Here is a 19,862-nt window from a genome sequence, read left to right on the forward strand (position 1 = left end):
TCCATGGAGTTCGGCACGCTCGAGATCTTCGTCGCGGCGGTCGAAGAGAAAAGCCTCTCGCGCGCCGCCGAGCGGGCCAGCTTGGTGACCTCGGCGGCCAGCAAACGCATCTCGGAACTGGAGCGGCGCCTGGGCGTCAAGCTGCTGGATCGGCACGGCCGCGGCGTCACGCCCACGCCGGCCGGCGAGGTGCTCTACCAGCAAGCGCGCGCCATCCTGCGCCAGGTCGGCCAGGCGCGCACCTCGCTGGCGGCGTTTTCGGCCAGCGGCCTGCCGCAGATCCGGCTGGTGGCCAACTCATCGACCGTGCAGCAGTTCCTGCCGCGCGAGATCAGCGCCTTCGCCCAGGTCGCGCCCGGCGCCCGCATCGACCTGACCGAGGCCTTCAGCTACGACGTGCCGCGCCTGGTCGCCGATGGCGAGGCGGACATCGGCCTCTACCACGCCGCGCATCCGGCAGCCGGCGTGGTCTCGATGCGCTACCGCAGCGACCTGGAAGCCCTGGTGGTGCCGCTCGGCCATCCCCTGGCCGGACGCAGCAGCGTGGCCCTGGACGATGCGCTGGACTACGACTTCCTCGGCTTCTTCCCCCGCCACAGCCTGGAGGAATTCCTGCTGCTCATCGGCCCCGGCCTGTCGCGGCCGCTGCGGGTGCGGGCGCAGGTTTCCAATCCCGAAGCCCGCTGCGGCCTGGTGCGCGAGGGCCTGGGCGTGGCCATCGTGCCCTCGGCCATCGCCCGCCACCATGCCGGACGCATGGGGCTGGCGGTGATCCCCATGACGGACGCCTGGGCGCACCGGCAGATGTGGATCTGCGTGCGGGATGCGGCCAAGCTGTCGTCCGCCGGCAAGGCTTTCCTGCAGCAGCTGCAGAGCCGCGCGGACGAGCCGCCGCCCTGAAACCGCGCTCCGGTGGGAAACGGAGCTTTTCCCAAATTTCATAGCACGAGCGTTCTCGCTTCCTAGACTTGCTCCATAAATCTGGAGACAAGAACGTGATCGAACGACCGTTGACCCGGCGCGTGCTGCTGCGCGCCACCGCATCCGCCATGGCCGCATCGGGCCTGGCCGCACCCGCGCTGGCCGCCGATGCCTTTCCTTCCCGGCCCATCCGCCTGGTCGTGCCCTTCCCGGCCGGCGGCGGCACCGACTTGGTCGCCCGCACCCTCGGCGAAGGCATGGGCCGCGAGCTGGGCCAGCCGCTCATCATCGACAACAAGCCCGGCGGCGGCACCGTCATCGGCTCGGACACCGTCGCCAAGTCGCCGCCCGATGGCTACACCCTGCTGCTGACCACCTCGGCCCTGCCGATCAACGCCACGCTGATCCGCAAGCTGCCCTACGACACGGTGCGCGACTTCAGCCCGCTGGCCCTGGTCTGCCGCGGCCCCAACGTGCTGGTGTCGCGGCCCGACAGCCGCTACAAGACCATCGCCGACGTGATCCGCGAGGCCAAGGCCCGTCCGGGCAAGCTCACCTACGGCTCGTCCGGCAACGGCACCGCCGTGCACCTGGCCGGCGAACTCTTCAAGAGCCTGGCCGGCATCGACATCACCCATGTGCCCTACCGCGGCGCCGGCCCCGCCATGACCGACCTGCTGGGCGGCCAGATCGATTTCGTCTTCGGCACGCCCGGCGGCACCGGCAAGTTCGTCGATTCCGGAAAGATGCGCGCCATCGCCATCACCTCGGCCCAGCGCTCGGCCGTGTTCAAGGGCGTGCCCACCATCGCCGAGACGGTGCCGGGCTACGAGGCCGATGTCTGGTACGCCCTCTACGCGCCCGGCAACACGCCGCCGGATCTGCTGGCGCGGCTGAACGCGGCGGTGCGCAAGTCCGCCGATGCGCCGGAGTTCAGGAAACGCGTGGAGGCCGAGGGCCTGAGCGTGGCGGTGAACACGCCGCAGGAAATGACCGCCTTCGAGCGCGCCGAGGAAGGCCGCTGGCACAAGGTGATCGTGGATGGCCACATCACCGTCGACTGAACCTCAAAAGGAACCAGACCCCATGCCATCCCAGAGACTCGCCGGCAAGATCGCCGTCATCGTCGGCGCAGGCCAGCAGCCCGGCGGCACGCCCGGCAACGGCCGCGCCACCGCCGAAAGATTCGCCGAGGAAGGCGCCACGCTGCTGCTGGTGGACATCAACGAAGCCTGGGCCGATGACACGCGCAAAGCCGTGCAGGCCCTGGGCGCCACTGCCTCCACCTTCGTGGCCGACATCACCCGCGAGGCCGACTGCGCCGCCCTCATTGCCGCCTGCATCGAGCGTTACGGCCGCATCGACATCCTGCACAACAACGTCGGCCGCTCCAAGGGCGACAAGAAGACCGCCGAGATGGACGCCGACATGTGGGACGCCATCATGCAGATGAACCTGAAGGGCATGTTCATGACCTGCAAACACGCCCTGCCGCACATGGTGGCGCAGGGCGGGGGCAGCATCATCAACATCTCCTCGACCTCCTCGCTGTCGGGCCGGCCCACCGTCACCTACAAGACCAGCAAGGGCGCGGTCAACACCCTCACCCAGCACATCGCCTTCGAGAACGCCGCCCACGGCGTGCGCGCCAATGTGATCGTGCCCGGGCTGATCGACACCCCCATGGCCATCGAGCGCCGCGCCCAGGAGCGCGGCGTGGACCGCAGCGTGGTGCGCGCCGAACGCGACCAGCTGGTGCCCATGGGCTTCATGGGCTCGGCACTGGACGTGGCCAACGCCGCCGTCTTCCTGGCCTCCGACGAGGCCCGCTACATCACCGGCGTGCTGCTGCCGGTCGATGGCGGCCTGCTGCTCAAGCGCGGCTGATCCCTTCCCCCAACTACCGACCAAGACTAGCCATGCGCATCGCCCCCATAGAACCCGGCACCCGGCCGGAACTCGCCGAGATCGAGGCCTCCATCGCCCAGCAGCGCGGCCGTATCTCGCCGCTCTACCAGGTGCTGCTCAACAGCCCGCCGATGGCGGCCGGCTGGGAAAAGATGCTCACCGCCGTGCGCCGCCACAACACCCTGCCGGACGACGTGCGCGAGCTGGTCATCGTGCGGGTGGCCGTGCTCAACCACGCCCGCTTCGAGTACGACGCCCATGTGCCGATCGCGCTGAAGGCCGGCGCCACCCAGGCCAAGATCGACGCACTCGACGACGACAGCCGCATCGGCGAAGGTCTCAGCGAAGCCGAACAGGTGCTGATCGAGCTGACCGACGCCATGACCCGCCAGCTCGACGTGCCCGACGCCCTCTACGAACGGGTGCGCGCCCTCTACGACGAACGCCAGGTGGTGGACGCCATGGTGACCATCGCCGCCTACAACATGGTGTCGCGCTTCCTCGTGGCGCTGCACATCGGCCACTGAGACCCGGAAGCCCGCACATGACAACCGACTTCAACTACAACCCCTCCGGCCGCCTCAAGGGCCGCGTGGCCTTCGTCAGCGGCGCCGGCTCGGTCGGCCCGGGCTGGGGCAACGGCCGCGCCATGGCCGTGCGTTTCGCCGAGGAAGGCGCCCTCGTCTTCGCCACCGACCGCGATGCGGGACGGCTGGAGGAGACGGCCGAACGCGTCGCCGCGGCCGGCGGCACCCTGGTCACCGGCAGCTGCGACGTGACGGACAGCGCCTCGGTCGAAGCCGCCGTGGCCGCCTGCATCGAACGCTTCGGCGCCATCGACGTGCTGGTCAACAACGTCGGCGGCTCGGCCAAGGGCGGCCCGGTGGAAATGAGCGAGGAAGTCTGGAACGCCCAGATCGCCCACAACCTCACCAGCGTGTTCCTCGGCTGCAAGCATGTCCTGCCGCACATGGAGCGGCAAGGGCGCGGCGCCATCGTCAACATGTCCTCCACCTCCGGCCTGCGCTGGACCGGCGCGGCACAGGTGGCCTATGCGGCGACCAAGGCGGCGGTCATCCAGATGTCGCGGGTGATGGCGATCCAGTACGCCGACCGCAACATCCGCGTCAACACCGTCGTGCCGGGGCAGCTGCACACACCCATGGTGGAAGTGCGGCTGGCCGGCCAGCGGGCAGGCGGCGATGTGGAAGCCCTGCTGGCCCAGCGCCAGGCGCGCATCCCCCTGCCCTTCATGGGCGACGGCCGCGACAGCGCCGCCGCCGCCCTCTTCCTGGCGTCGGACGAAGCCCGTTTCATCACCGGCACCGAACTCATCGTCGATGGCGGCATGAGCGTGCGCTGCGGCTGAGGCACCATGCGAGACATCCCCTTCTCCCTCGCCAGGCGCGGCCTGCTGGCCACCGCCGCCGCGCCCCTGCTGGCCCGGGCCGCCGGCTACCCCGACAAGCCGGTGCGCATCATCGTGCCCTACGTGCCCGGCGGCGGGGCCGACATCCTGGCCCGCTACATGGCGCAGATGCTGACCGGCGCCCTCGGCCAGCCGGTGATCGTGGACAACCGCGCCGGCGCCGGCGGCCTGATCGGCGTGGATGTGGGCCTGGCCTCGCCGGCCGACGGCAGCGTGCTCACGCTGATCTCGTCGAGCTACACCGTCAACCCCAGCCTGTACAAGCTGAAGTTCGACCCGGTGCGCGACATCACGCCGATCGGCCAGATGTCCGCCGGCCCGCTGCTGGTGGTGGTGAATCCGGCCTCGCCGATCAGGACCATCGCCGACCTGGTGGCCGCCGCCAAGGCCCGGCCGGGCGAGATCAGTTATGCCTCCTCCGGCCAGGGCAGCGCCCTGCACCTGGCCGCCGCGCAGTTCGCCCGCCGTGCCGGCGTGCAGATGAACCACATCCCCTACAAGGGCGGCGGCGCCGCGCTCACCGATGTGATGAGCGGCCAGGTCGATGTGTACTTCGCCGCCACCGCCAGTGCCCTGCCGCATGTGGAAGGCGGCCGGCTGCGCGCGTTGGCCGTCACCACCACGGAGCGCATCGCCTCGCTGCCGCAGGTGCCGACCATCGCCCAGTGCGGCTATCCCGGCTACGACGTGACGCTGTGGTACGGCCTGATCGGCCCCAAGGGCCTGCCCGCGCCCATCGTGCAGCGCATCAACAGCGAGGTCGGCAAGATCCTGCTGCTGCCGGCCACCGCCGAGAAGTTCAAGGCCGATGGCGCCATGCCGGCCGGCGGCACGCCCGCGGCCTTCGGCCAGCGGATCGCCACCGAGATCGCCGCCTGGCACGAGACGGTCACGGCCCTGAAGATCAAGGTGGAATGAGCCCGGCGGGCGCCGAGCCGGCGGTTACAAGTCCTCGCGCCCGGCCCCTCGCGCCCCCCTAGCATGGTTCGCCATGCACCTGCCCTCCCCCTTGCGTCTCATCGCCGCGCTGGCCGCCGGCCTGCTTGCCTGCCAGCTCGCCTTCGCCCAGACACCCGCCGCGGCCGATGCCGACAGCCTGCGCCAGCGCTACGACAGCCTGGGCGACGCCCTGCGCAACAACCCCTTCGGCCGCCCGCTGGCGCTGGAATCCTCCGAGAACAAGGACCAGCTCGCCGGCAACATCTACGCGGTGCTGGACCGGCCCTTCGCCGCCGTCTCCACCGCCCTGCAAAGCCCCGCCAACTGGTGCGAGGTGCTGATGCTGCACCTCAACACCAAGTACTGCGCGCCCCAGCCGGCCGGCGGCGGCACCAGCCTGGCCGTGAGCGTGGGCCGCAAGTTCGACCAGCCGCTGGAACAGGCCCAGAAGGTCGCCTTCGTCTTCAACCTGGCCACCGCCAGCGATCGCCTGCTCGACGTGCGCCTGAGCGCCCAGGACGGCCCGCTCTCCACCCACGACTACCGCATCGGCCTGCAGGCCATACCGCTGGCCGGCGGCAAGACCTTCATCCACCTCGGCTACTCCTACGCCTACGGCACAGCGGCCCGGCTCGCCATGCAGGCCTACCTGGGCACCCTGGGCCGCGACAAGACCGGCTTCACCAGCGGCGGCATCCGCGGCGTGGTGGAGCGCAACACCATGCGCTACTACCTGGCGATCGACAGCTTCCTCGCCGCCCCCTCCAGCGCCCAGCGCGAGGCCCGCGCCGCCAGCTGGTTCGACGCCACCGAGCAGTACGCCAAGCAGCTGCACGAGGTCGAGCGCGACGACTACCTGGCGATGAAACGCAAGGAATACGCGCGGCTGCAGCAAACCCCGCCTTAACACCGCCGCCCCTGCATGGAATGCGGGTAAGCCCGCAGATGAACGCGGCGTGCGTCGGCTTTTCCGCGACGGCCCGAACGCTATATTTCCTCGACAACCGGGCATTCCGAGGAGAGAGCGTGTTTGACAATATGAAGATCGGGTCGCGGCTGGCCCTGGGCTTTGGCGTCCTGCTGGCACTCATGGCGGCGTTGATCGCCATCGCACTGTTCCATCTGGGCTCGGTGGGCCAGGAATCCCAGGCCCTGGCGCGCACCGCCGGCCAGGCCTCGGCCGCGGTGGCCGTGGCGGACGAGGTGCATGCGGCCCGGCTGCAGCTGATCGGACTGGGCCTGCTGGCGCTGGCCATCGCCTCGGCCTTTGCCCTGGCCCTGTCGCGCAGCATCGTCACCCCGCTCAACGAGGCGATCTACATCGCCGAGACGGTGGCCGCCGGCGACCTCAGCCAGGAGTTCTCCACCGAACGCGGCGGCGATTTCGGCCGGCTGCTCGGCGCCCTCGGCACCATGGAAGACACGCTCACCGAGCTGGTCGGCCGCATCGCCAGCTCCACCTCGGCCATCGCCCTGGCCTCGGGCGAGATCGACAGCGGCAACCGCCACCTGTCGGAGCGCACCGAGCAGCAGGCCTCCTCGCTGGAGCAGACCGCTTCCAGCATGGAAGAGCTGACCGCCACCGTGGCGCAGAACGCCGACCGGGCCCGCTCGGCCAGCGGCCTGGCGGTCGATGCATCCGGCATCGCCGAGCGCGGCGGCCAGGTGGTCGGCCGGGTGGTCGACACCATGACCGCCATCAGCGGCAGCTCGCGCAAGATCGTCGACATCATCCAGGTGATCGAGGGCATCGCCTTCCAGACCAACATCCTGGCGCTCAACGCCGCCGTGGAAGCCGCCCGGGCCGGCGAGCAGGGCCGCGGCTTCGCGGTGGTGGCCAGCGAGGTGCGCAGCCTGGCGCAGCGCAGCGCGGTGGCCGCGCGCGAGATCAAGGAGCTGATCGCCAACTCGGTCTCGCAGGTGGAGAACGGCGCGGCCCTGGTCGGCCAGGCCGGCAGCACCATGCAGGAGATCGTCGGCGCGGTGCGCGGCGTCAGCACCATCCTCGGCGAGATCTCCGGCGCGCTGGTCGAGCAGAGCACCGGCATCGCCGAGGTCAACGAGGCGATCTCGCAGATGGACAGCGTCACCCAGCAGAACGCCGCCCTGGTGGAGCAGGCCGCGGCCGCCGCCACCGCCCTGTCGGAACAGGCCGGCGAATTGAAGAGCGCCGTCGGCGAATTCAAGCTCGACGACGACGACACCCCCGCCCCGCCCCCGCCCGCCCGGCGCCCGCCCGCCGCCCGCCCCGGCGTGCTGGCCATCGCCTGACACACCGGCCCGCAGCGCCACTGGCATCGATATTGCGACTGCCACGCCCATGCACCGTTTAGGTTCAGGGGCCTGTCCCTGAAGCGGACGGGCCCCTTTTTTTCGACCGCATCCCATCCCTTTGCAGGAGCTTGTAGTGAACCGTTATCGACTGACGTCCCTTCGCATCGCCACCGCCGCCCTGCTCGGCCTGGGCGCCGCCTGCGCCATGGCCCAGGCCCGCTGGGACCTGCCCACCGCCTATCCGGCCAGCAACTACCACACCGAGAACATCGTGCAGTTCGCCAAGGACGTGGATGCCGCCACCGGCGGCAAGCTCAAGATCACGGTGCATGCCAACGCCTCGCTGTTCAAGGCGCCGGAAATCAAGCGTGCGGTGCAGAGCGGCCAGGCCCAGGCCGGCGAGATCCTGCTGGCCAACTTCGCCAACGAAAACCCGGTCTACGCGCTGGACGGCGTGCCCTTCCTGGCCACCACCTACGCCGAATCCCGCAGGCTCTACGACGCCTCCAAGCCCGCCACCGAGAAGCTGCTGGCCGCCCAGGGCATGAAGATCCTGTTCTCGGTGCCCTGGGCGCCGCAGGGCCTCTACAGCAAGCGTGAAGTGAGCTCCGTGGCCGACCTGCGCGGCATCAAGTGGCGTGCCTACAGCCCGGCCACCGCCAAGATCGCCGAGCTGATCGGCGCGCAGCCGGTGCAGATCCAGCAGGCCGAACTCAGCGCCGCCATGGCCACCGGCGTGATCGAGGCCTTCATGACCTCGGGCTCCACCGGCTACGACACCAAGACCTACGAATACATCAAGAACTTCTACGACACCCAGGCCTGGATCCCCAAGAACATCGTGCTGGTCAACGCCAAGGCCTTCGCCGCGCTCGACTCGGCCACCCAGGCCGCCGTGACCAAGGTGGCCGCCGAGGCCGAGGTGCGCGGCTGGAAGGTCGCCGAGGAGAAGAACGGCGAATACAAACGCCTGCTGGCCGAACGCGGCATGAAGATCCTCAAGCCCTCGGCCAAGCTCGATGCGGACATGCGCCAGGTCGGCGGCATCATGCAGGCCGACTGGCTGAAGGTCGCCGGCTCCGACGGCGCCGCCATCGTCGACGCATACCGCGCCAAGAAGTAAGCGCCGTGGCCAGCTTCCGACGCGGCATCGGCCGCGTGATCGATGCGGCCGGCGCCCTGGGCGCCTTCTGCGTGGTGCTCATCTTCGTGCTGATGATCGTGGGCGGCGTGGGCCGGCAGTTCAATCTGCGGGTCAGCGGCGTGAACGATGTGGTGGCCTGGCTCTGCGCCTCGGCCGCCTTCCTGGCGATGGCGCATGCCTTTCGCCATGGCGATTTCGTGCGGGTGACCCTGCTGCTGGAGAAGCTCCCGCCCGCGCCCCGGCGCGTCTTCGAGCTGGTGGGCCTGGCGGTCGCCGCCGTGTCGGTGGCCTACCTCGCCTGGTCGGCCACCGCCTTCACCTGGGAGAGCTACGAATACGCCGAAATGGCCACCGGCCTGGTGGTGATCCCGATCTGGATCCCGCAGGCCACCTTCGTCGTCGGCTCCTGGCTGCTGCTGGCGGCCGTGATCGATGAACTGGTCACGGTGCTCCAGGGCGGCGTTCCCAGCTACCAAAAAGCCATCGAAGAACGGCATGCAGCCGGCGACTTCTCCTCCGACGTCTAGCTTTCCCGGAACCCCATGCTCGAAACCCTCCTGATCGGCGCGCTGCTGCTGATCGTCATGCTCGTGCTGCTGGCCGGCGGCATCTGGATCGCGATGACCCTGGCCATCGTCGGCTGGGTCGGCCAGGCCTTCTTCACCAACACCCTGCCGGGCAAGAACCTGTTCTCGGCCTTCTGGGAGTCCAACGCCTCCTGGGAGCTGGCCGCCCTGCCCCTCTTCATCTGGATGGGCGAGATCCTGTTCCGCACCAAGCTCAGCGAGGAGATGTTCGAGGGCCTGCGCCCCTGGCTCAACCGCGTGCCGGGCCGGCTGATGCACACCACCATCCTGGGCTGCGGCGTGTTCGGCTCGGTCTCGGGATCGTCCGCCGCCACCTGCGCCACCATCGCCAAGGTGGCGCTGCCGGAGCTGAAGAAACGCGGCTACGACGAGAACCTGGCCATCGGCTCGCTGGCCACGGCCGGCACGCTGGGCATCCTGATCCCGCCCTCGATCACCATGGTGGTCTACGCGGTGGCGGCCGATGCTTCCATCATCCGCATCTTCCTGGCCGGCTTCCTGCCGGGCGCGCTGCTGATGCTGCTGTTCTCCGGCTACATCGGCTGGTGGAGCCTGCGCAACCCGGACAAGGTGCCGCCGGCCGACCCGCCCACCACCTTCCTGCAGAAGATCAAGGCATCGGGCAACCTGATTCCCTGCTCTCTGCTGATCGTCTTCATCGTCTGGGTGCTGGTGGCCGGCTGGGCCACCGCCACCGAATGCGCCGCCTTCGGCGTGCTCGGCTCGCTGGCCATCGCCGCCTGGGGACGCAGCCTGACCTGGGAGAACTTCAGGGCCGGCGTGATGGGCGCCACCCGCACCAGCTGCATGATCATGTTCATCCTGGCCGGCGCCGCCTTCCTGACCAAGACCATGGCCTTCACCGGCATCCCGCGCGAGCTGGCCGAATGGGTGGACGGCATGCACCTGTCGCCCTACGCGCTGATCGCGGCGCTGGTGGTGGTCTATCTGGTGCTGGGCACCGCGCTCGACGGCATCAGCATGATCGTGCTGACCAGCGCGGTCGTGATGCCCATGATCCAGAAGGCGGGCTTCGACCTGGTCTGGTTCGGCATCTTCATCGTGCTGCTGGTGGAGATCGCCGAAGTCACGCCGCCGGTGGGCTTCAACCTCTTCGTGCTGCAGAACATGACCGGCAAGGACAGCAACCTGATCGCCAAGGCCTCGATCCCCTTCTTCGTCTGCCTGGTGGTGTGCATCGGGCTGATCACCTTGTTTCCGCAGATCGTGACGGTGCTGCCCAATGTGGTGATGGGGGTGGACAAGTAGGGCGGCATCCAGAAGTCTGGCTTTTCCCGTGGAACTTTTCCAAAGGCGGGCAAGCTGCGGTACAACCCGGTGTGCCCGTGTTTTCCAGGACTCCAAGGAACCAGACCATGACCGCCATCGAGGCCCGCCTGATCGAACGCCTGAAGAAGTTGCCGCCCGGCCGCGTGGCCGAGGTGGTGGACTTTGTTGATTTCCTCACCGCACGCGAAGAGCGCGCAGCCGCTGCCGTGCGGCTGGGCGGCACCCTCGCCCATATCGATGCCCTGGGTTTACCGCCCCTGTCCGAGGACGAGATCGAGGCCGAAATTCAGGCCGACCGCCAGGAACGCCGCCACGGCGCTTGAGCATCGCGGCCCATGCGCCTCGTCCTCGATACCAATCTTCTCGTCTCGAGCGTGATTTCCGCGGGCCTGCCACGGCAACTGCTGCAGGCCGCGCGTGCAGGCGAGTTCGAAATGTGCACCAGCGAAGTCCTGCTCGCCGAGTTGCAACGCGTGCTGTCGCGCCCCAAGTTCGCCAGCCGCCTGGCGGGGCGCACACCCGAGAACATCGTGGCCGATCTGCGGCAATTGGCCTTGATCGTCACGCCCACCCTAGTGCCCCGTGTGGTGCCCACCGACCCCGACGACGATCATGTGGTGGCTGCGGCCGTGGCCGGCGCGGCCGACCTGATCGCCTCGGGAGATCGGCGCGATCTTCTGCCTCTGGGCAGCCATGGAGGCATCCCCATCCTGACAGCACGGGAGGCCTGGGAGCGCCTGGCATTGCAGGCCTGAGGCGGGAACCGCGCAGAGCAACGCGGGCCCTCAGGCCCTGCCGCCCACCACCGCACTGGCCAGCACCGCACGCTCGCGCGCCTGCTCGGCCAGCAGCGCCGCCTGCAGCACCGGCACCGGGCGGCTCATGTGGAAGCCCTGCACCTTGTCCACGCCGAGTTGGCGCAGGGTCTGCAGTTCGGCCTCGGTCTCCACGCCCTCGGCGGTGACCGCGCTGCCGATCTCGCGGGCGAAGGCGATCAGGGCGGCGGCCAGGGCGCGGCGGCGGGCGTCGGAGTCGATGTTGCGCACCAGGCTCATGTCGAGCTTGATGTACTCGGGCTGCAGATCCAGGATGTGGCGCATGCTGGAGTAACCCGCGCCGGCATCGTCGATGGCGATGCGCATGCCGCGGTTGCGCCAGGTGGCCAGGGAGTTCCACAGGCGCCGGTAGTCGTCCACGCTGGCATGCTCGGTCACTTCCAGCACCACCCGGTTCGGGTCCACGCCCTCCACCGCACGGGCCAGTTCGCCGCTGGTGAACAGTCCGGGCGAGGCATTGACCGCCAGGTAGACCTCCGGCGGCACGGCATCCATCTGCGCCAGGGCCCGGCGGATCGCGTGGGCTTCCAGCCGCGGGCCCATGCCCACCTCGGCCGCGTCGGCGAACCATTTGTCCGGCGTGGCATGGAAGCCACCGCGAAAGCGCGACAGGCACTCCATGCCGGAGACGGTGCCGTCGTCCAGGCTGTAGATCGGCTGGTAGACCACCGACAGCTCGTCATGGGTGAACACCCGCTCGATGCGGCTGCGCATTTCGCTCTTCTGGCGCTCGGCATGCATATCGCTTTCGAGCTTGTCGCCGAGCAGGTCGGCGAACACGTTCATGAACTGCAGGTCGCGCTGGGTCAGGGTGTCGTTGCGCTCGTGGCTGAAGCAGCACAGGGTGCCGTAGAGCGAGCCGTCGCTCAGCCAGATCGGCACGCTCAGGTGCGCGCCGATGGGCAGGGACAGGGTCTCGGGAATCTCCATCGCCAGCGGCACGGCGGCGGTATCGGGAATCAGGCCGGGCAAGCGGCCCTCGACCACATGGCGGCAATAACCCACGTCCAGCGGCAGGGACATGCCTTTTTGCAGCAGGTCGCGCCCGTCGTCGTCCACATGGCGCATCACCCGGTCCGTGCCGCCGAACTGGGAGACGAAAGCCACGTCCATCGCCAGGTGCTTGCGCATGGCGCGCAGCGCCTTGTCGATACTGGCCGAGCCGGTCTCCTCGTCGAAAATCGAGGTGATCGCGTCAGAGAGATTTTGGGCGTTGGGTACAGACATATACGACTCCGAGGATCTTTGATCGGCGCGACGGATAAATGACTGTAGTGGCAAAACCAGGGGGCTGGACACGGGTTCATATATGACCCGCACAAGCTTGGCGATATATCTCCGTCACTTCGAGAGAAAGATGCACGCTGATTCGGGCCGAATATCGCGGGCAAGCGCTCACCCAATAAAAAAGCGACCACCCGAATCGGATGGTCGCTTTTTCAGGTGGCGCGGAAAAACTCAGCCCGCGGCGCGCAGGGCCTCACGTTCCTGCCGACTGGCGCGCATCTTCATCAGGCGCGGCAGGATGAGCACGGCCAGGATGATGACGATCAGCCCGATCGACATCGGCCGCTGGAAGAACACACCCGCACTGCCCTCGCCGATCGACATGGCGTTGCGCAGCTGCGCCTCGGCCAACGGGCCCAGGATCATGCCGACCACCACCGGTGCGGTCGGGAAATCGAAGCGCCGCATCACCACGCCCAGCACGCCGATGGCGTAGAGCAGGAACAGGTCGAAGGCGCTCTGGCGCATGCCGTAGGCACCGACGGTGGCGAAGATCAGGATGCCGGCGTAGAGCTGCGGCTTGGGGATCTTCAGCAGCTTCACCCACAGGCCGACCATCGGCAGGTTCAGCACCAGCAGCATGACGTTGCCGATGTAGAGCGAGGCGATCAGCGCCCAGACCAGGGCGGCCGAGCTGGTGAACAGCTGCGGGCCGGGCTGGATACCGTAGTTCTGGAAGGCGCCCAACAGGATGGCGGTGGTGTTGCTGGTGGGAATGCCCAGGGTCAGCAGCGGGATCAGCGCGGCGGTCACCGTGGCGTTGTTGGCGGCCTCGGGGCCGGCCACGCCTTCGATGGCGCCGCTGGTGCCGAACTCGGCCCGGTCCTCGCCCTTGGCCAGCTTCTTCTCGGTGGCGTAGCTGAGGAAGGTCGGGATCTCGGTGCCGCCGGCCGGGATGCAGCCGAAGGGTGTGCCGATCAGCGTGCCGCGGATCCAGGCCGGCACCGAGCGCTTCCAGTCGCGTGCGCTCATGTGGACCTTGCTCATGCGGTTCTGCGACTCGGCCACCCGGCCTTCGAACAGCACCGCGTAGAGCACCTCGGCCACGGCGAACAGGCCCACGGCCACCAGCACGATCTCGATGCCGTCCAGCAGCTCCGGCTGGCCGCCGGTGTAGCGGCCCTGGCCGGAGATCTGGTCCAGGCCGACCAGGCCGGCGGCCAGGCCGATCAGCAGCGCGGTCATGCCGCGCAGCGTGCTCTGGCCGAGCACCGCGCTCACCGTCGTGAAGGCCAGCACCATCAACAGGAAGTACTCCGGCGGGCCGAGCTTGACGGCGAACTCCGCCACGAAGGGCGCGAACAACGTCACCACCACGGTGGCGATGGTGCCGGCGAAGAAGGAGCCGATGGCCGAGGTGGCCAGGGCCGCGCCGGCCCGTCCGCTCTTGGCCATCTTGTTGCCTTCCATCGCGGTCACCATGCTGGCGGTCTCGCCCGGGGTGTTGAGCAGGATGGAGGTGGTGGAGCCGCCGTACATGGCGCCGTAGTAGATGCCGGCGAAGAAGATCATCGACGCGGTCATGTCGACCTTGGCGGTGATCGGCAGCAGCATGGCCACGGCGGTGGCCGGGCCAATGCCGGGCAGCACGCCGACCGCCGTGCCGAGGGCACAGCCGACCAGGCACCACAGCAGGTTCATCGGGGTGATGGCGGCGGCGAAGCCGTGCATCAGGGCGTTGAAGATATCCATGATCTTGTTGTCTCTTGCTGCGTGTCGCCGGGGATCAGAACCAGCCCGAGGCCGTCAGGCCCGGCAGGTTGATCGCGAGGAATTGGGTGAACATCCAGAACACCGGGGCCGAGATGCAGAAGCCCGCGATCACGTCGGTCAGCAGCACCCTGGGCGTGCCGGCCTGCTGGCCGCTGGAGCGGCGCAGGCCCTGGCAGGCGAACACATAACAGAGCACGCAGCTGAGGATGAAGCCGATGGTGGTGATCAGCGCTGCGTTCAGCAGCAGGCCGGCCGACACCCAGACGAAGCCGAACCAGTAGGCGCGCTCGGCGCCCGGCGCCGCTTCCATCTGCCGGAAGCCGCCGGTGCGGGCTTCCCACACGATCAGCAAGCCGCACAGCAGCAGGCCCACCGACACCAGCCAGGGCAGGAAGTTGGGGCCGACGCCGCCATAGCCGGCGTCCGACGAGATGTCGATCGCGCCGTAGCCCAGGCCGAGCGCGGTCAGCAGCACGCCGATGCCGACGGCGGTCTGCGGCCAGCCGGCGGCGGGCCTGTCGGCGGTGGAGGGGGTGTCGGCGTGTGTTGTCATGGTGGGGTTCTGTGCAGACGGGGAAAACGGAAAGCGCCCGCCAAAACGCCGCGCAGGGGCGCGGCGTCCGGGCGGGGTGCGGGCCGGTGGCTTACACCATGCCGGACTTGGTCATGATGTCGCGCAGGCTGGCGAACTCATCGGTCACGAACTTCTCGAAGGCCGGGCCGCTGAGCACGGCGGGCGTCCAGTCGTTCTTCTGCAGGGCGTCCTTCCAGGCGGGGGTGTCCAGCGCCTTCAGCACTTCGTCGGTCAGCTTCTTGCGCTGCTCGGGCGTGATGCCGGGGGCGCCGTACACGCCGCGCCAGTTGCCGATCACCACGTCGATGCCCAGTTCCTTGAGCGTCGGCACGTTCACGCCCGACAGGCGCTGCTCGGAGGTCACGGCGATCGGCTTCATCTTGCCGGCGGTGATGTACTCGGCGAACTCGCTGTAGCCGCTGCCGCCCACGGTGACGTTGCCGCCCAGGATGGCCGCCACCGCCTCGCCGCCGCCCCGGAAGGCCACGTAGTTGATCTTGGCCGGGTCCACGCCCACCTTCTGCGCGATCATGGCCGCGGCCACATGCTCGGTGGAGCCGCGCGAGCCGCCGCCCCACTTCACGCTGCCCGGGTCCTTCTTGAGCTGGGCGATCACGTCCTGCATGGTCTTGAAGGGCGAGTTGGCCGGCAGCACGAAGGCGTTGTATTCGCTGGTGATGCGGGCGATGGGCGTGGCCTTGTCCAGGCTCACCGGCGGCTTGCCGGTGATGATGCCGCCGAGCATCACGGCGCCCATCACCATCAGCGCGTTGGGATCGCCCTTGCTGCCGTTGACGAACTGTGCCAGGCCCAGGGCACCGGCGGCGCCGCCCTTGTTGTCGTAGGTGACCGTGTCGGCCGCCTTGGCTTCGAGCAGGGCCTTGCCGAAGGCGCGGCCGGTCAGGTCCCAGCCGCCGCCGGGGTTGGCCGGAATCATCATCTTGATGTTGGTGGCCGCACGGGCCGTCAGCGGCAGTGCGCCGGCCGCGGCGAGGGCGGCAACAGCCTTGAGGAATTGGTCGCGACGCATGGGCAGTCTCCTGGATGGGGTCAGAGGTCTTTTCTCGGGACGAGCGCGATGATGCTGTCGGCGCCTGTCATTTGGCTGTCCGCCGCACTAGGGAAAGCCCGCGATCTGCCGGCCGGCTACAGTCCCGCCCATGCGATTGATGCTGGTGGAAGACGATCCCGGACTGCGCGCCGCCCTGGCGCGCACGCTGCTGCGCCGTGGATTCGAGGTGGTGGAGCATGGCGACGGCCGCCAGGCGCTCGATGCCTGGGCGGCCGAGCCGCCCGACATCCTGGTGCTGGACCTGAGCCTGCCCGGCCTCGACGGCCTGGAGGTGCTGGCCGCCGGCCGCCGCCGCGGCCTGCTCACCCCCGTGCTGCTGCTGACCGCCCGCGCCACCGTCGGCGACCGGGTGATGGGCCTGAACGCCGGCGCCGACGACTACCTGCCCAAGCCCTTCGACCTGGACGAACTGGAAGCGCGCATCCGCGCCATCGCCCGGCGCCGCGCGCCCGCGGGCGGCGGCCAGGGCGGCAACAGTGCCGCCGATGCCGACCCCGGCGTCTACCAGGCCGGCAGCCTGCGCTACGAGAAGTTCAGCGGCGCCATCTACTGCCGCGGCGAGCCGATGGAGCTGGCGCCGCGCGAGCTGGCCCTGCTGCAGGCGCTGATCCTGCAGCCGGGCCGGGCGGTGGCCAAGGAAAGGCTGTTCGAACTTGTCTTTCCCGGCGAGACCGAGGTGCAGTACGAGGCCATCGAGGTGGTGGCCTACCGCCTGCGCAAGAAGCTGTCCGGCACCGGCACCGCGCTGATGACGCTGCGCGGCCTGGGCTATCTGCTCAAGCTGGAGGGCTGAGCCTGTGGCGCCCGCGGAGCAGGTGTTACCCAAGGCCAGGGCGCGCTCCCTGCGCCGCCGGCTGCTGCTGGGCATCCTGCTGCCGCTGGTGGTTCTGATCGGCTTCAACACGGCCGCCCTCTACCGGCAGGCGCTGGACGCCGTCAACACCGCCTACGACCGCACCCTGCTGGCCTCGGCCAAGTCGATCGGCGAACAGCTCGAAGTCGAGGGCGACGGCAATGCCGCGCGGCTGCGCGCCACCGTGCCCTACTCGGCGCTGGAGATCTTCGAAGCGGACAACCAGAGCCGGCTCTTCTACCGGGTGTCCGAGCAGAACGGCCGCCTGGTCTCCGGCTACGAGGAACTGCCGCTGTGGCGCGGCCGCATCCCGGACCGCCCGCCCTATGCCGCGCTGGTCGATTTCTACGACGCCGAATTCCGCGGCAGCGCGGTGCGGGTGGCGGTGCTGCTGCAGCCGGTCTCCAGCAGCCGGGGCCATGCGATCGCCGTGATCCAGGTGGCCGAGACCCTGCAGCTGCGGCGCGGCCTGGCACAGCAGATCCTGATCGACACCCTCACCGGCCAGGCGGTGCTGGTGCTGGTGATCGGCCTGGTGGTGGTGGTGGTGGTGCAGAGCGCCACCCGGCCGGTGCGCCAGCTCAGCACCGAGCTGCGCGAACGCAGCGAAGGCGACCTGCGCCCGCTGGCCGCCCGCGACGCGCCGCGCGAACTGCTGCCGGTGGTGGACGCCACCAACCAGGTGATGCGCCGCCTGCGCCACCAGCTCGACCAGCAGCGCCGTTTCATGCGCGACGCCGCCCACCAGCTGCGCACGCCGCTGGCGGTGCTGAAGGTCCAAGTGCAGTCCGCCCTGCGCGGCGACGTGGCGCCGACCGATGCGCTGCACGAGATCGGCGCCACGGTGGACCGCGCCACCGCGCTGGCGCAGCAGATGCTGTCCCTGGCCCGGGTCGACCAGGCCCGGCACGAACCGGCCGAGCACGACGGCCCGCACGACCTGGGCGCCATCGTGCGCGAGCTGGCGCTGGAGATGTCGCCGCTGATCGCCGCGCGCGACCTGGACTTCTCCATCGCCACCGTCGCCACCCCGGTCGCCGCGGCCGAATGGATGCAGCGTGAACTCGCTCGCAACCTGCTGCACAACGCCATCCGCCACACGCCGCCCGGCGCCGCCCTGCAGCTGCGGGTGGAGCAGCAGGGCCGCGAAGCGGTGCTGACCGTGGCCGACAGCGGCCCGGGCATCGACGAGGAACTGCGCGGACGCCTGTTCCAGCCCTTCGCGGCCGGCAGCAGCTCGGGCGGCACCGGGCTGGGTTTGGCGATCTGCCAGGAGATCGTGCGTTCGGTCGGCGGCAGCATCGAGCTGCTGGATCGCCGGGAGCCGGACGGGGCCGTGTCGGGCCTCGATGTGACGGTGCGCCTGCCGATGGCCGCGCACGCCGCCGTCTGACAGGCGCGGGCGCCCAGTCTGGGACAATAAGCAGATGACGCCACTGGATACGCTGCGCCTCGACAAATGGCTGTGGAGCGCCCGCTTCTTCAAGACCCGGTCCCTGGCCGTGGAAGAAATCGGCAAGGGCCGGGTGCAGGTCAATGGCGCGGCCGCCAAACCTTCGCGCGAGCTGCGGCCCGGCGATACCGTGGTGCTGCGCCAGGGGCCGCAGCAACGCACGGTCGTCGTGCGCGGCCTCAGCGCCCAGCGTGGCCCCGCGCCGGTCGCCCAGAAGCTCTACGAAGAAACCCCCGAAAGCCTGGCCGCCCGTGCCGCCTTTGCAGAATCCCAGCGCCTGGCCCCCGAGCCCGGTGCCAGCCGCGACCAGGGACGTCCCACCAAACGCGACCGTCGTGCCATGGATGCGGGCGGCAGCGCCGGCTGGGGCGACCGCTGGAGCGCCTCGGTCGATTGATCGCTGCGCCCTCCCCTCATCCCGTCCGCCCACCAACAACAAGAAAGCCAAGCCATGACCCTGCGGACCTACCTGATCGAAGACGAAGCCGATGCCCGCGACACCCTGGCCACCCTGCTGCAGCAGCAGGTGCCGGGGCTGGAGATCGTCGGCTGGGGCGACAACGAACGCAGCGTCACCCACTGGTTGTCGACCAACGACCGCAACTGGGACCTGGCCGTGGTCGACCTGCAGCTGCGCGAAGGCAGCGGCTACGCGGCCCTGAGCTGGTGCGCCACCCGCCTGCCGGAGCAGAAGGTGGTGGTGCTGAGCGCCATGGTGAGCGATGAGGTACGCCAGCGCTGCCTGGACGCACGCGCCGATGCGGTGTTCGACAAGACCAGCGAGATGGACGAGCTGGTGGCCTTCTGCAAGGCACAGGCCGGCTGAGGCCCGGCCGGCGCCGCGGCGCGGTTTTTTCGGCCGGCGGCCGGGCATCTGCGCAAAGGGGCGGGCGGCTGCGACACGGTGAGGGCACCATCGTGTGCCGGGCCCGCGAGGCCGCAACCTGGCACCGTCAGCATATGGACCACCATCTCCACCGCAGCCGTTCCTTCCCAGCCCACATCTCGGCCCGCCTGCCGCAGCTGCGTGAGGAAGGGCCGGAAGAAGCCGAGACCACCACTCCCCCCGGCCCGGCCGCTGGTGTCATGCTGGGCGAGCTTTCGTCGGCCGGCCGGGCCGAGGGCAAACCGAGGGCATCGACCGGCCTGGCCGTCTTCCGGCAGGCGGCGCGCAGGATCGCCAAAGCCCAGAAGCAGGTGACAACGCCGCTTGCTTTTCGTCCGTATGGCCAGCTGCTGGCGGACATCGGCAGCGCCTCCCACGCGCAATGCGCGGTGATCGCCGATGAAATGGCGCGGCTGCTGGCCCGGGTGGGCATGGCGCCGCTGCAGCCCAGCCAGAGCGTGGGTGCCGCCGCGCGGTGGCTGCTGAGGGGGACTGGGAACGTTCGCTGGCGCAGGGCGAGCTGGTCATCGCCGACCTGCTGGCGGTGCTGCGCCGCTACCGCGAGCTGCATCCGGACTGCCAGGCCGAGATGGCCCGGCGCCTGGTGGCGGGATTCGAGCAGCTGACGGCGCGCCAGCTCTCCGCCGCGCCGGCCGCCGGGCCGTTGCTCCCGCCGGCGGTGCACAGCCGCTAGGA

Annotated in this window: 22 protein-coding genes; 18 read left to right on the forward strand and 4 right to left on the reverse strand. The window is 69.4% G+C overall.

From position 1 onward, the window contains the following. Positions 1-3 precede the first annotated feature (3 nt). The 13 genes from GT347_RS01995 (at position 4) to GT347_RS02055 (ending at position 11,247) form a co-directional block, all read left to right on the forward strand. Complete coding sequence (locus tag GT347_RS01995) at positions 4-900, forward strand: LysR family transcriptional regulator (RefSeq protein ID WP_160550388.1); 897 nt, start codon at positions 4-6, stop codon at positions 898-900. Between the two features lie 95 nt (positions 901-995). After that, on the forward strand, positions 996-1,985 hold the full coding sequence (locus tag GT347_RS02000; RefSeq protein ID WP_229722614.1) for a tripartite tricarboxylate transporter substrate binding protein: 990 nt from the start codon (positions 996-998) through the stop codon (positions 1,983-1,985). A gap of 22 nt (positions 1,986-2,007) precedes the next feature. Continuing rightward, a complete protein-coding gene (locus tag GT347_RS02005; protein WP_160550389.1) occupies positions 2,008-2,808 on the forward strand; it encodes an SDR family NAD(P)-dependent oxidoreductase in 801 nt (266 codons plus the stop codon). A 32-nt stretch (positions 2,809-2,840) separates the two neighbouring features. Further along, complete coding sequence (locus GT347_RS02010; RefSeq protein WP_160550390.1) at positions 2,841-3,356, forward strand: carboxymuconolactone decarboxylase family protein; 516 nt, start codon at positions 2,841-2,843, stop codon at positions 3,354-3,356. Positions 3,357-3,373: 17 nt separating this feature from the next. Next, entirely contained in the window at positions 3,374-4,198 is an 825-nt protein-coding gene (locus GT347_RS02015) for an SDR family NAD(P)-dependent oxidoreductase (protein ID WP_160550391.1), read from the forward strand. Between the two features lie 6 nt (positions 4,199-4,204). Next, a complete protein-coding gene (locus tag GT347_RS02020) occupies positions 4,205-5,176 on the forward strand; it encodes a tripartite tricarboxylate transporter substrate binding protein (RefSeq protein ID WP_160550392.1) in 972 nt (323 codons plus the stop codon). 73 nt (positions 5,177-5,249) lie between these two features. Next, positions 5,250-6,104 (forward strand): hypothetical protein, encoded by an 855-nt coding sequence (locus tag GT347_RS02025; protein ID WP_160550393.1) that lies wholly within the window; start codon positions 5,250-5,252, stop codon positions 6,102-6,104. A 119-nt stretch (positions 6,105-6,223) separates the two neighbouring features. After that, positions 6,224-7,468, forward strand: coding sequence for a methyl-accepting chemotaxis protein (locus GT347_RS02030; RefSeq protein ID WP_407704131.1), 1,245 nt, complete (start codon positions 6,224-6,226; stop codon positions 7,466-7,468). Between the two features lie 208 nt (positions 7,469-7,676). Continuing rightward, complete coding sequence (locus tag GT347_RS02035; RefSeq protein WP_160555181.1) at positions 7,677-8,594, forward strand: TRAP transporter substrate-binding protein; 918 nt, start codon at positions 7,677-7,679, stop codon at positions 8,592-8,594. 5 nt (positions 8,595-8,599) lie between these two features. After that, positions 8,600-9,142: a TRAP transporter small permease subunit gene (locus tag GT347_RS02040; RefSeq protein WP_229722616.1), complete on the forward strand. Its 543-nt coding sequence runs from the start codon at positions 8,600-8,602 to the stop codon at positions 9,140-9,142. 15 nt (positions 9,143-9,157) lie between these two features. Beyond that, the gene (locus GT347_RS02045; protein ID WP_195812389.1) at positions 9,158-10,471 is read left to right on the forward strand and encodes a TRAP transporter large permease; all 1,314 of its coding nucleotides are present in this window, start codon (positions 9,158-9,160) and stop codon (positions 10,469-10,471) included. A gap of 107 nt (positions 10,472-10,578) precedes the next feature. After that, positions 10,579-10,815 carry a DUF2281 domain-containing protein gene (locus GT347_RS02050; RefSeq protein WP_160550394.1) on the forward strand — a complete coding sequence of 79 codons (237 nt, stop codon included), beginning with the start codon at positions 10,579-10,581 and terminating at the stop codon, positions 10,813-10,815. 12 nt (positions 10,816-10,827) lie between these two features. Further along, complete coding sequence (locus GT347_RS02055) at positions 10,828-11,247, forward strand: putative toxin-antitoxin system toxin component, PIN family (RefSeq protein ID WP_160550395.1); 420 nt, start codon at positions 10,828-10,830, stop codon at positions 11,245-11,247. A gap of 30 nt (positions 11,248-11,277) precedes the next feature. On the opposite strand, the gene GT347_RS02060 is transcribed toward GT347_RS02055, so the two are convergent. From GT347_RS02060 to GT347_RS02075, 4 genes are all read right to left on the reverse strand, one after another. After that, a complete protein-coding gene (locus GT347_RS02060; RefSeq protein ID WP_160550396.1) occupies positions 11,278-12,555 on the reverse strand; it encodes a sensor domain-containing phosphodiesterase in 1,278 nt (425 codons plus the stop codon). A gap of 231 nt (positions 12,556-12,786) precedes the next feature. Further along, positions 12,787-14,307: a tripartite tricarboxylate transporter permease gene (locus GT347_RS02065; protein ID WP_160550397.1), complete on the reverse strand. Its 1,521-nt coding sequence runs from the start codon at positions 14,305-14,307 to the stop codon at positions 12,787-12,789. A gap of 34 nt (positions 14,308-14,341) precedes the next feature. Further along, positions 14,342-14,881, reverse strand: coding sequence for a tripartite tricarboxylate transporter TctB family protein (locus tag GT347_RS02070; RefSeq protein ID WP_160550398.1), 540 nt, complete (start codon positions 14,879-14,881; stop codon positions 14,342-14,344). 91 nt (positions 14,882-14,972) lie between these two features. Continuing rightward, positions 14,973-15,932, reverse strand: a complete 960-nt coding sequence (locus GT347_RS02075; RefSeq protein WP_160550399.1) for a Bug family tripartite tricarboxylate transporter substrate binding protein — start codon at positions 15,930-15,932, stop codon at positions 14,973-14,975. Positions 15,933-16,062: 130 nt separating this feature from the next. Between GT347_RS02075 and GT347_RS02080 the strand changes: the two genes are divergently transcribed. The 5 genes from GT347_RS02080 to GT347_RS02100 all read left to right on the forward strand — a co-directional run bounded on the left by GT347_RS02080 (position 16,063) and on the right by GT347_RS02100 (position 19,860). Beyond that, positions 16,063-16,767 (forward strand): response regulator, encoded by a 705-nt coding sequence (locus GT347_RS02080; RefSeq protein ID WP_160550400.1) that lies wholly within the window; start codon positions 16,063-16,065, stop codon positions 16,765-16,767. 4 nt (positions 16,768-16,771) lie between these two features. Then, entirely contained in the window at positions 16,772-18,220 is a 1,449-nt protein-coding gene (locus GT347_RS02085; protein ID WP_229722621.1) for a sensor histidine kinase, read from the forward strand. Positions 18,221-18,254: 34 nt separating this feature from the next. Continuing rightward, positions 18,255-18,677 (forward strand): RNA-binding S4 domain-containing protein, encoded by a 423-nt coding sequence (locus GT347_RS02090; RefSeq protein ID WP_160550401.1) that lies wholly within the window; start codon positions 18,255-18,257, stop codon positions 18,675-18,677. Positions 18,678-18,731: 54 nt separating this feature from the next. After that, positions 18,732-19,106, forward strand: a complete 375-nt coding sequence (locus GT347_RS02095) for a response regulator (RefSeq protein ID WP_160550402.1) — start codon at positions 18,732-18,734, stop codon at positions 19,104-19,106. 535 nt (positions 19,107-19,641) lie between these two features. Further along, positions 19,642-19,860, forward strand: a complete 219-nt coding sequence (locus GT347_RS02100; protein WP_160550403.1) for a hypothetical protein — start codon at positions 19,642-19,644, stop codon at positions 19,858-19,860. Positions 19,861-19,862 lie beyond the last annotated feature (2 nt).

Origin of the sequence: Xylophilus rhododendri, assembly GCF_009906855.1 — a bacterium.
GTDB lineage: Bacteria > Pseudomonadota > Gammaproteobacteria > Burkholderiales > Burkholderiaceae_C > Xylophilus > Xylophilus rhododendri.

Coding starts and splice junctions, on each gene's coding strand:
- GT347_RS01995 (WP_160550388.1), top strand. CDS start 4: ATGGAGTTCGGCACGCTCGAGATCTTCGTCGCGGCGGTCGAAGAGAAA.
- GT347_RS02005 (WP_160550389.1), top strand. CDS start 2,008: ATGCCATCCCAGAGACTCGCCGGCAAGATCGCCGTCATCGTCGGCGCA.
- GT347_RS02010 (WP_160550390.1), top strand. CDS start 2,841: ATGCGCATCGCCCCCATAGAACCCGGCACCCGGCCGGAACTCGCCGAG.
- GT347_RS02015 (WP_160550391.1), top strand. CDS start 3,374: ATGACAACCGACTTCAACTACAACCCCTCCGGCCGCCTCAAGGGCCGC.
- GT347_RS02020 (WP_160550392.1), top strand. CDS start 4,205: ATGCGAGACATCCCCTTCTCCCTCGCCAGGCGCGGCCTGCTGGCCACC.
- GT347_RS02025 (WP_160550393.1), top strand. CDS start 5,250: ATGCACCTGCCCTCCCCCTTGCGTCTCATCGCCGCGCTGGCCGCCGGC.
- GT347_RS02035 (WP_160555181.1), top strand. CDS start 7,677: ATGGCCCAGGCCCGCTGGGACCTGCCCACCGCCTATCCGGCCAGCAAC.
- GT347_RS02045 (WP_195812389.1), top strand. CDS start 9,158: ATGCTCGAAACCCTCCTGATCGGCGCGCTGCTGCTGATCGTCATGCTC.
- GT347_RS02050 (WP_160550394.1), top strand. CDS start 10,579: ATGACCGCCATCGAGGCCCGCCTGATCGAACGCCTGAAGAAGTTGCCG.
- GT347_RS02055 (WP_160550395.1), top strand. CDS start 10,828: ATGCGCCTCGTCCTCGATACCAATCTTCTCGTCTCGAGCGTGATTTCC.
- GT347_RS02060 (WP_160550396.1), bottom strand. CDS start 12,555: ATGTCTGTACCCAACGCCCAAAATCTCTCTGACGCGATCACCTCGATT.
- GT347_RS02065 (WP_160550397.1), bottom strand. CDS start 14,307: ATGGATATCTTCAACGCCCTGATGCACGGCTTCGCCGCCGCCATCACC.
- GT347_RS02070 (WP_160550398.1), bottom strand. CDS start 14,881: ATGACAACACACGCCGACACCCCCTCCACCGCCGACAGGCCCGCCGCC.
- GT347_RS02075 (WP_160550399.1), bottom strand. CDS start 15,932: ATGCGTCGCGACCAATTCCTCAAGGCTGTTGCCGCCCTCGCCGCGGCC.
- GT347_RS02080 (WP_160550400.1), top strand. CDS start 16,063: ATGCGATTGATGCTGGTGGAAGACGATCCCGGACTGCGCGCCGCCCTG.
- GT347_RS02090 (WP_160550401.1), top strand. CDS start 18,255: ATGACGCCACTGGATACGCTGCGCCTCGACAAATGGCTGTGGAGCGCC.
- GT347_RS02095 (WP_160550402.1), top strand. CDS start 18,732: ATGACCCTGCGGACCTACCTGATCGAAGACGAAGCCGATGCCCGCGAC.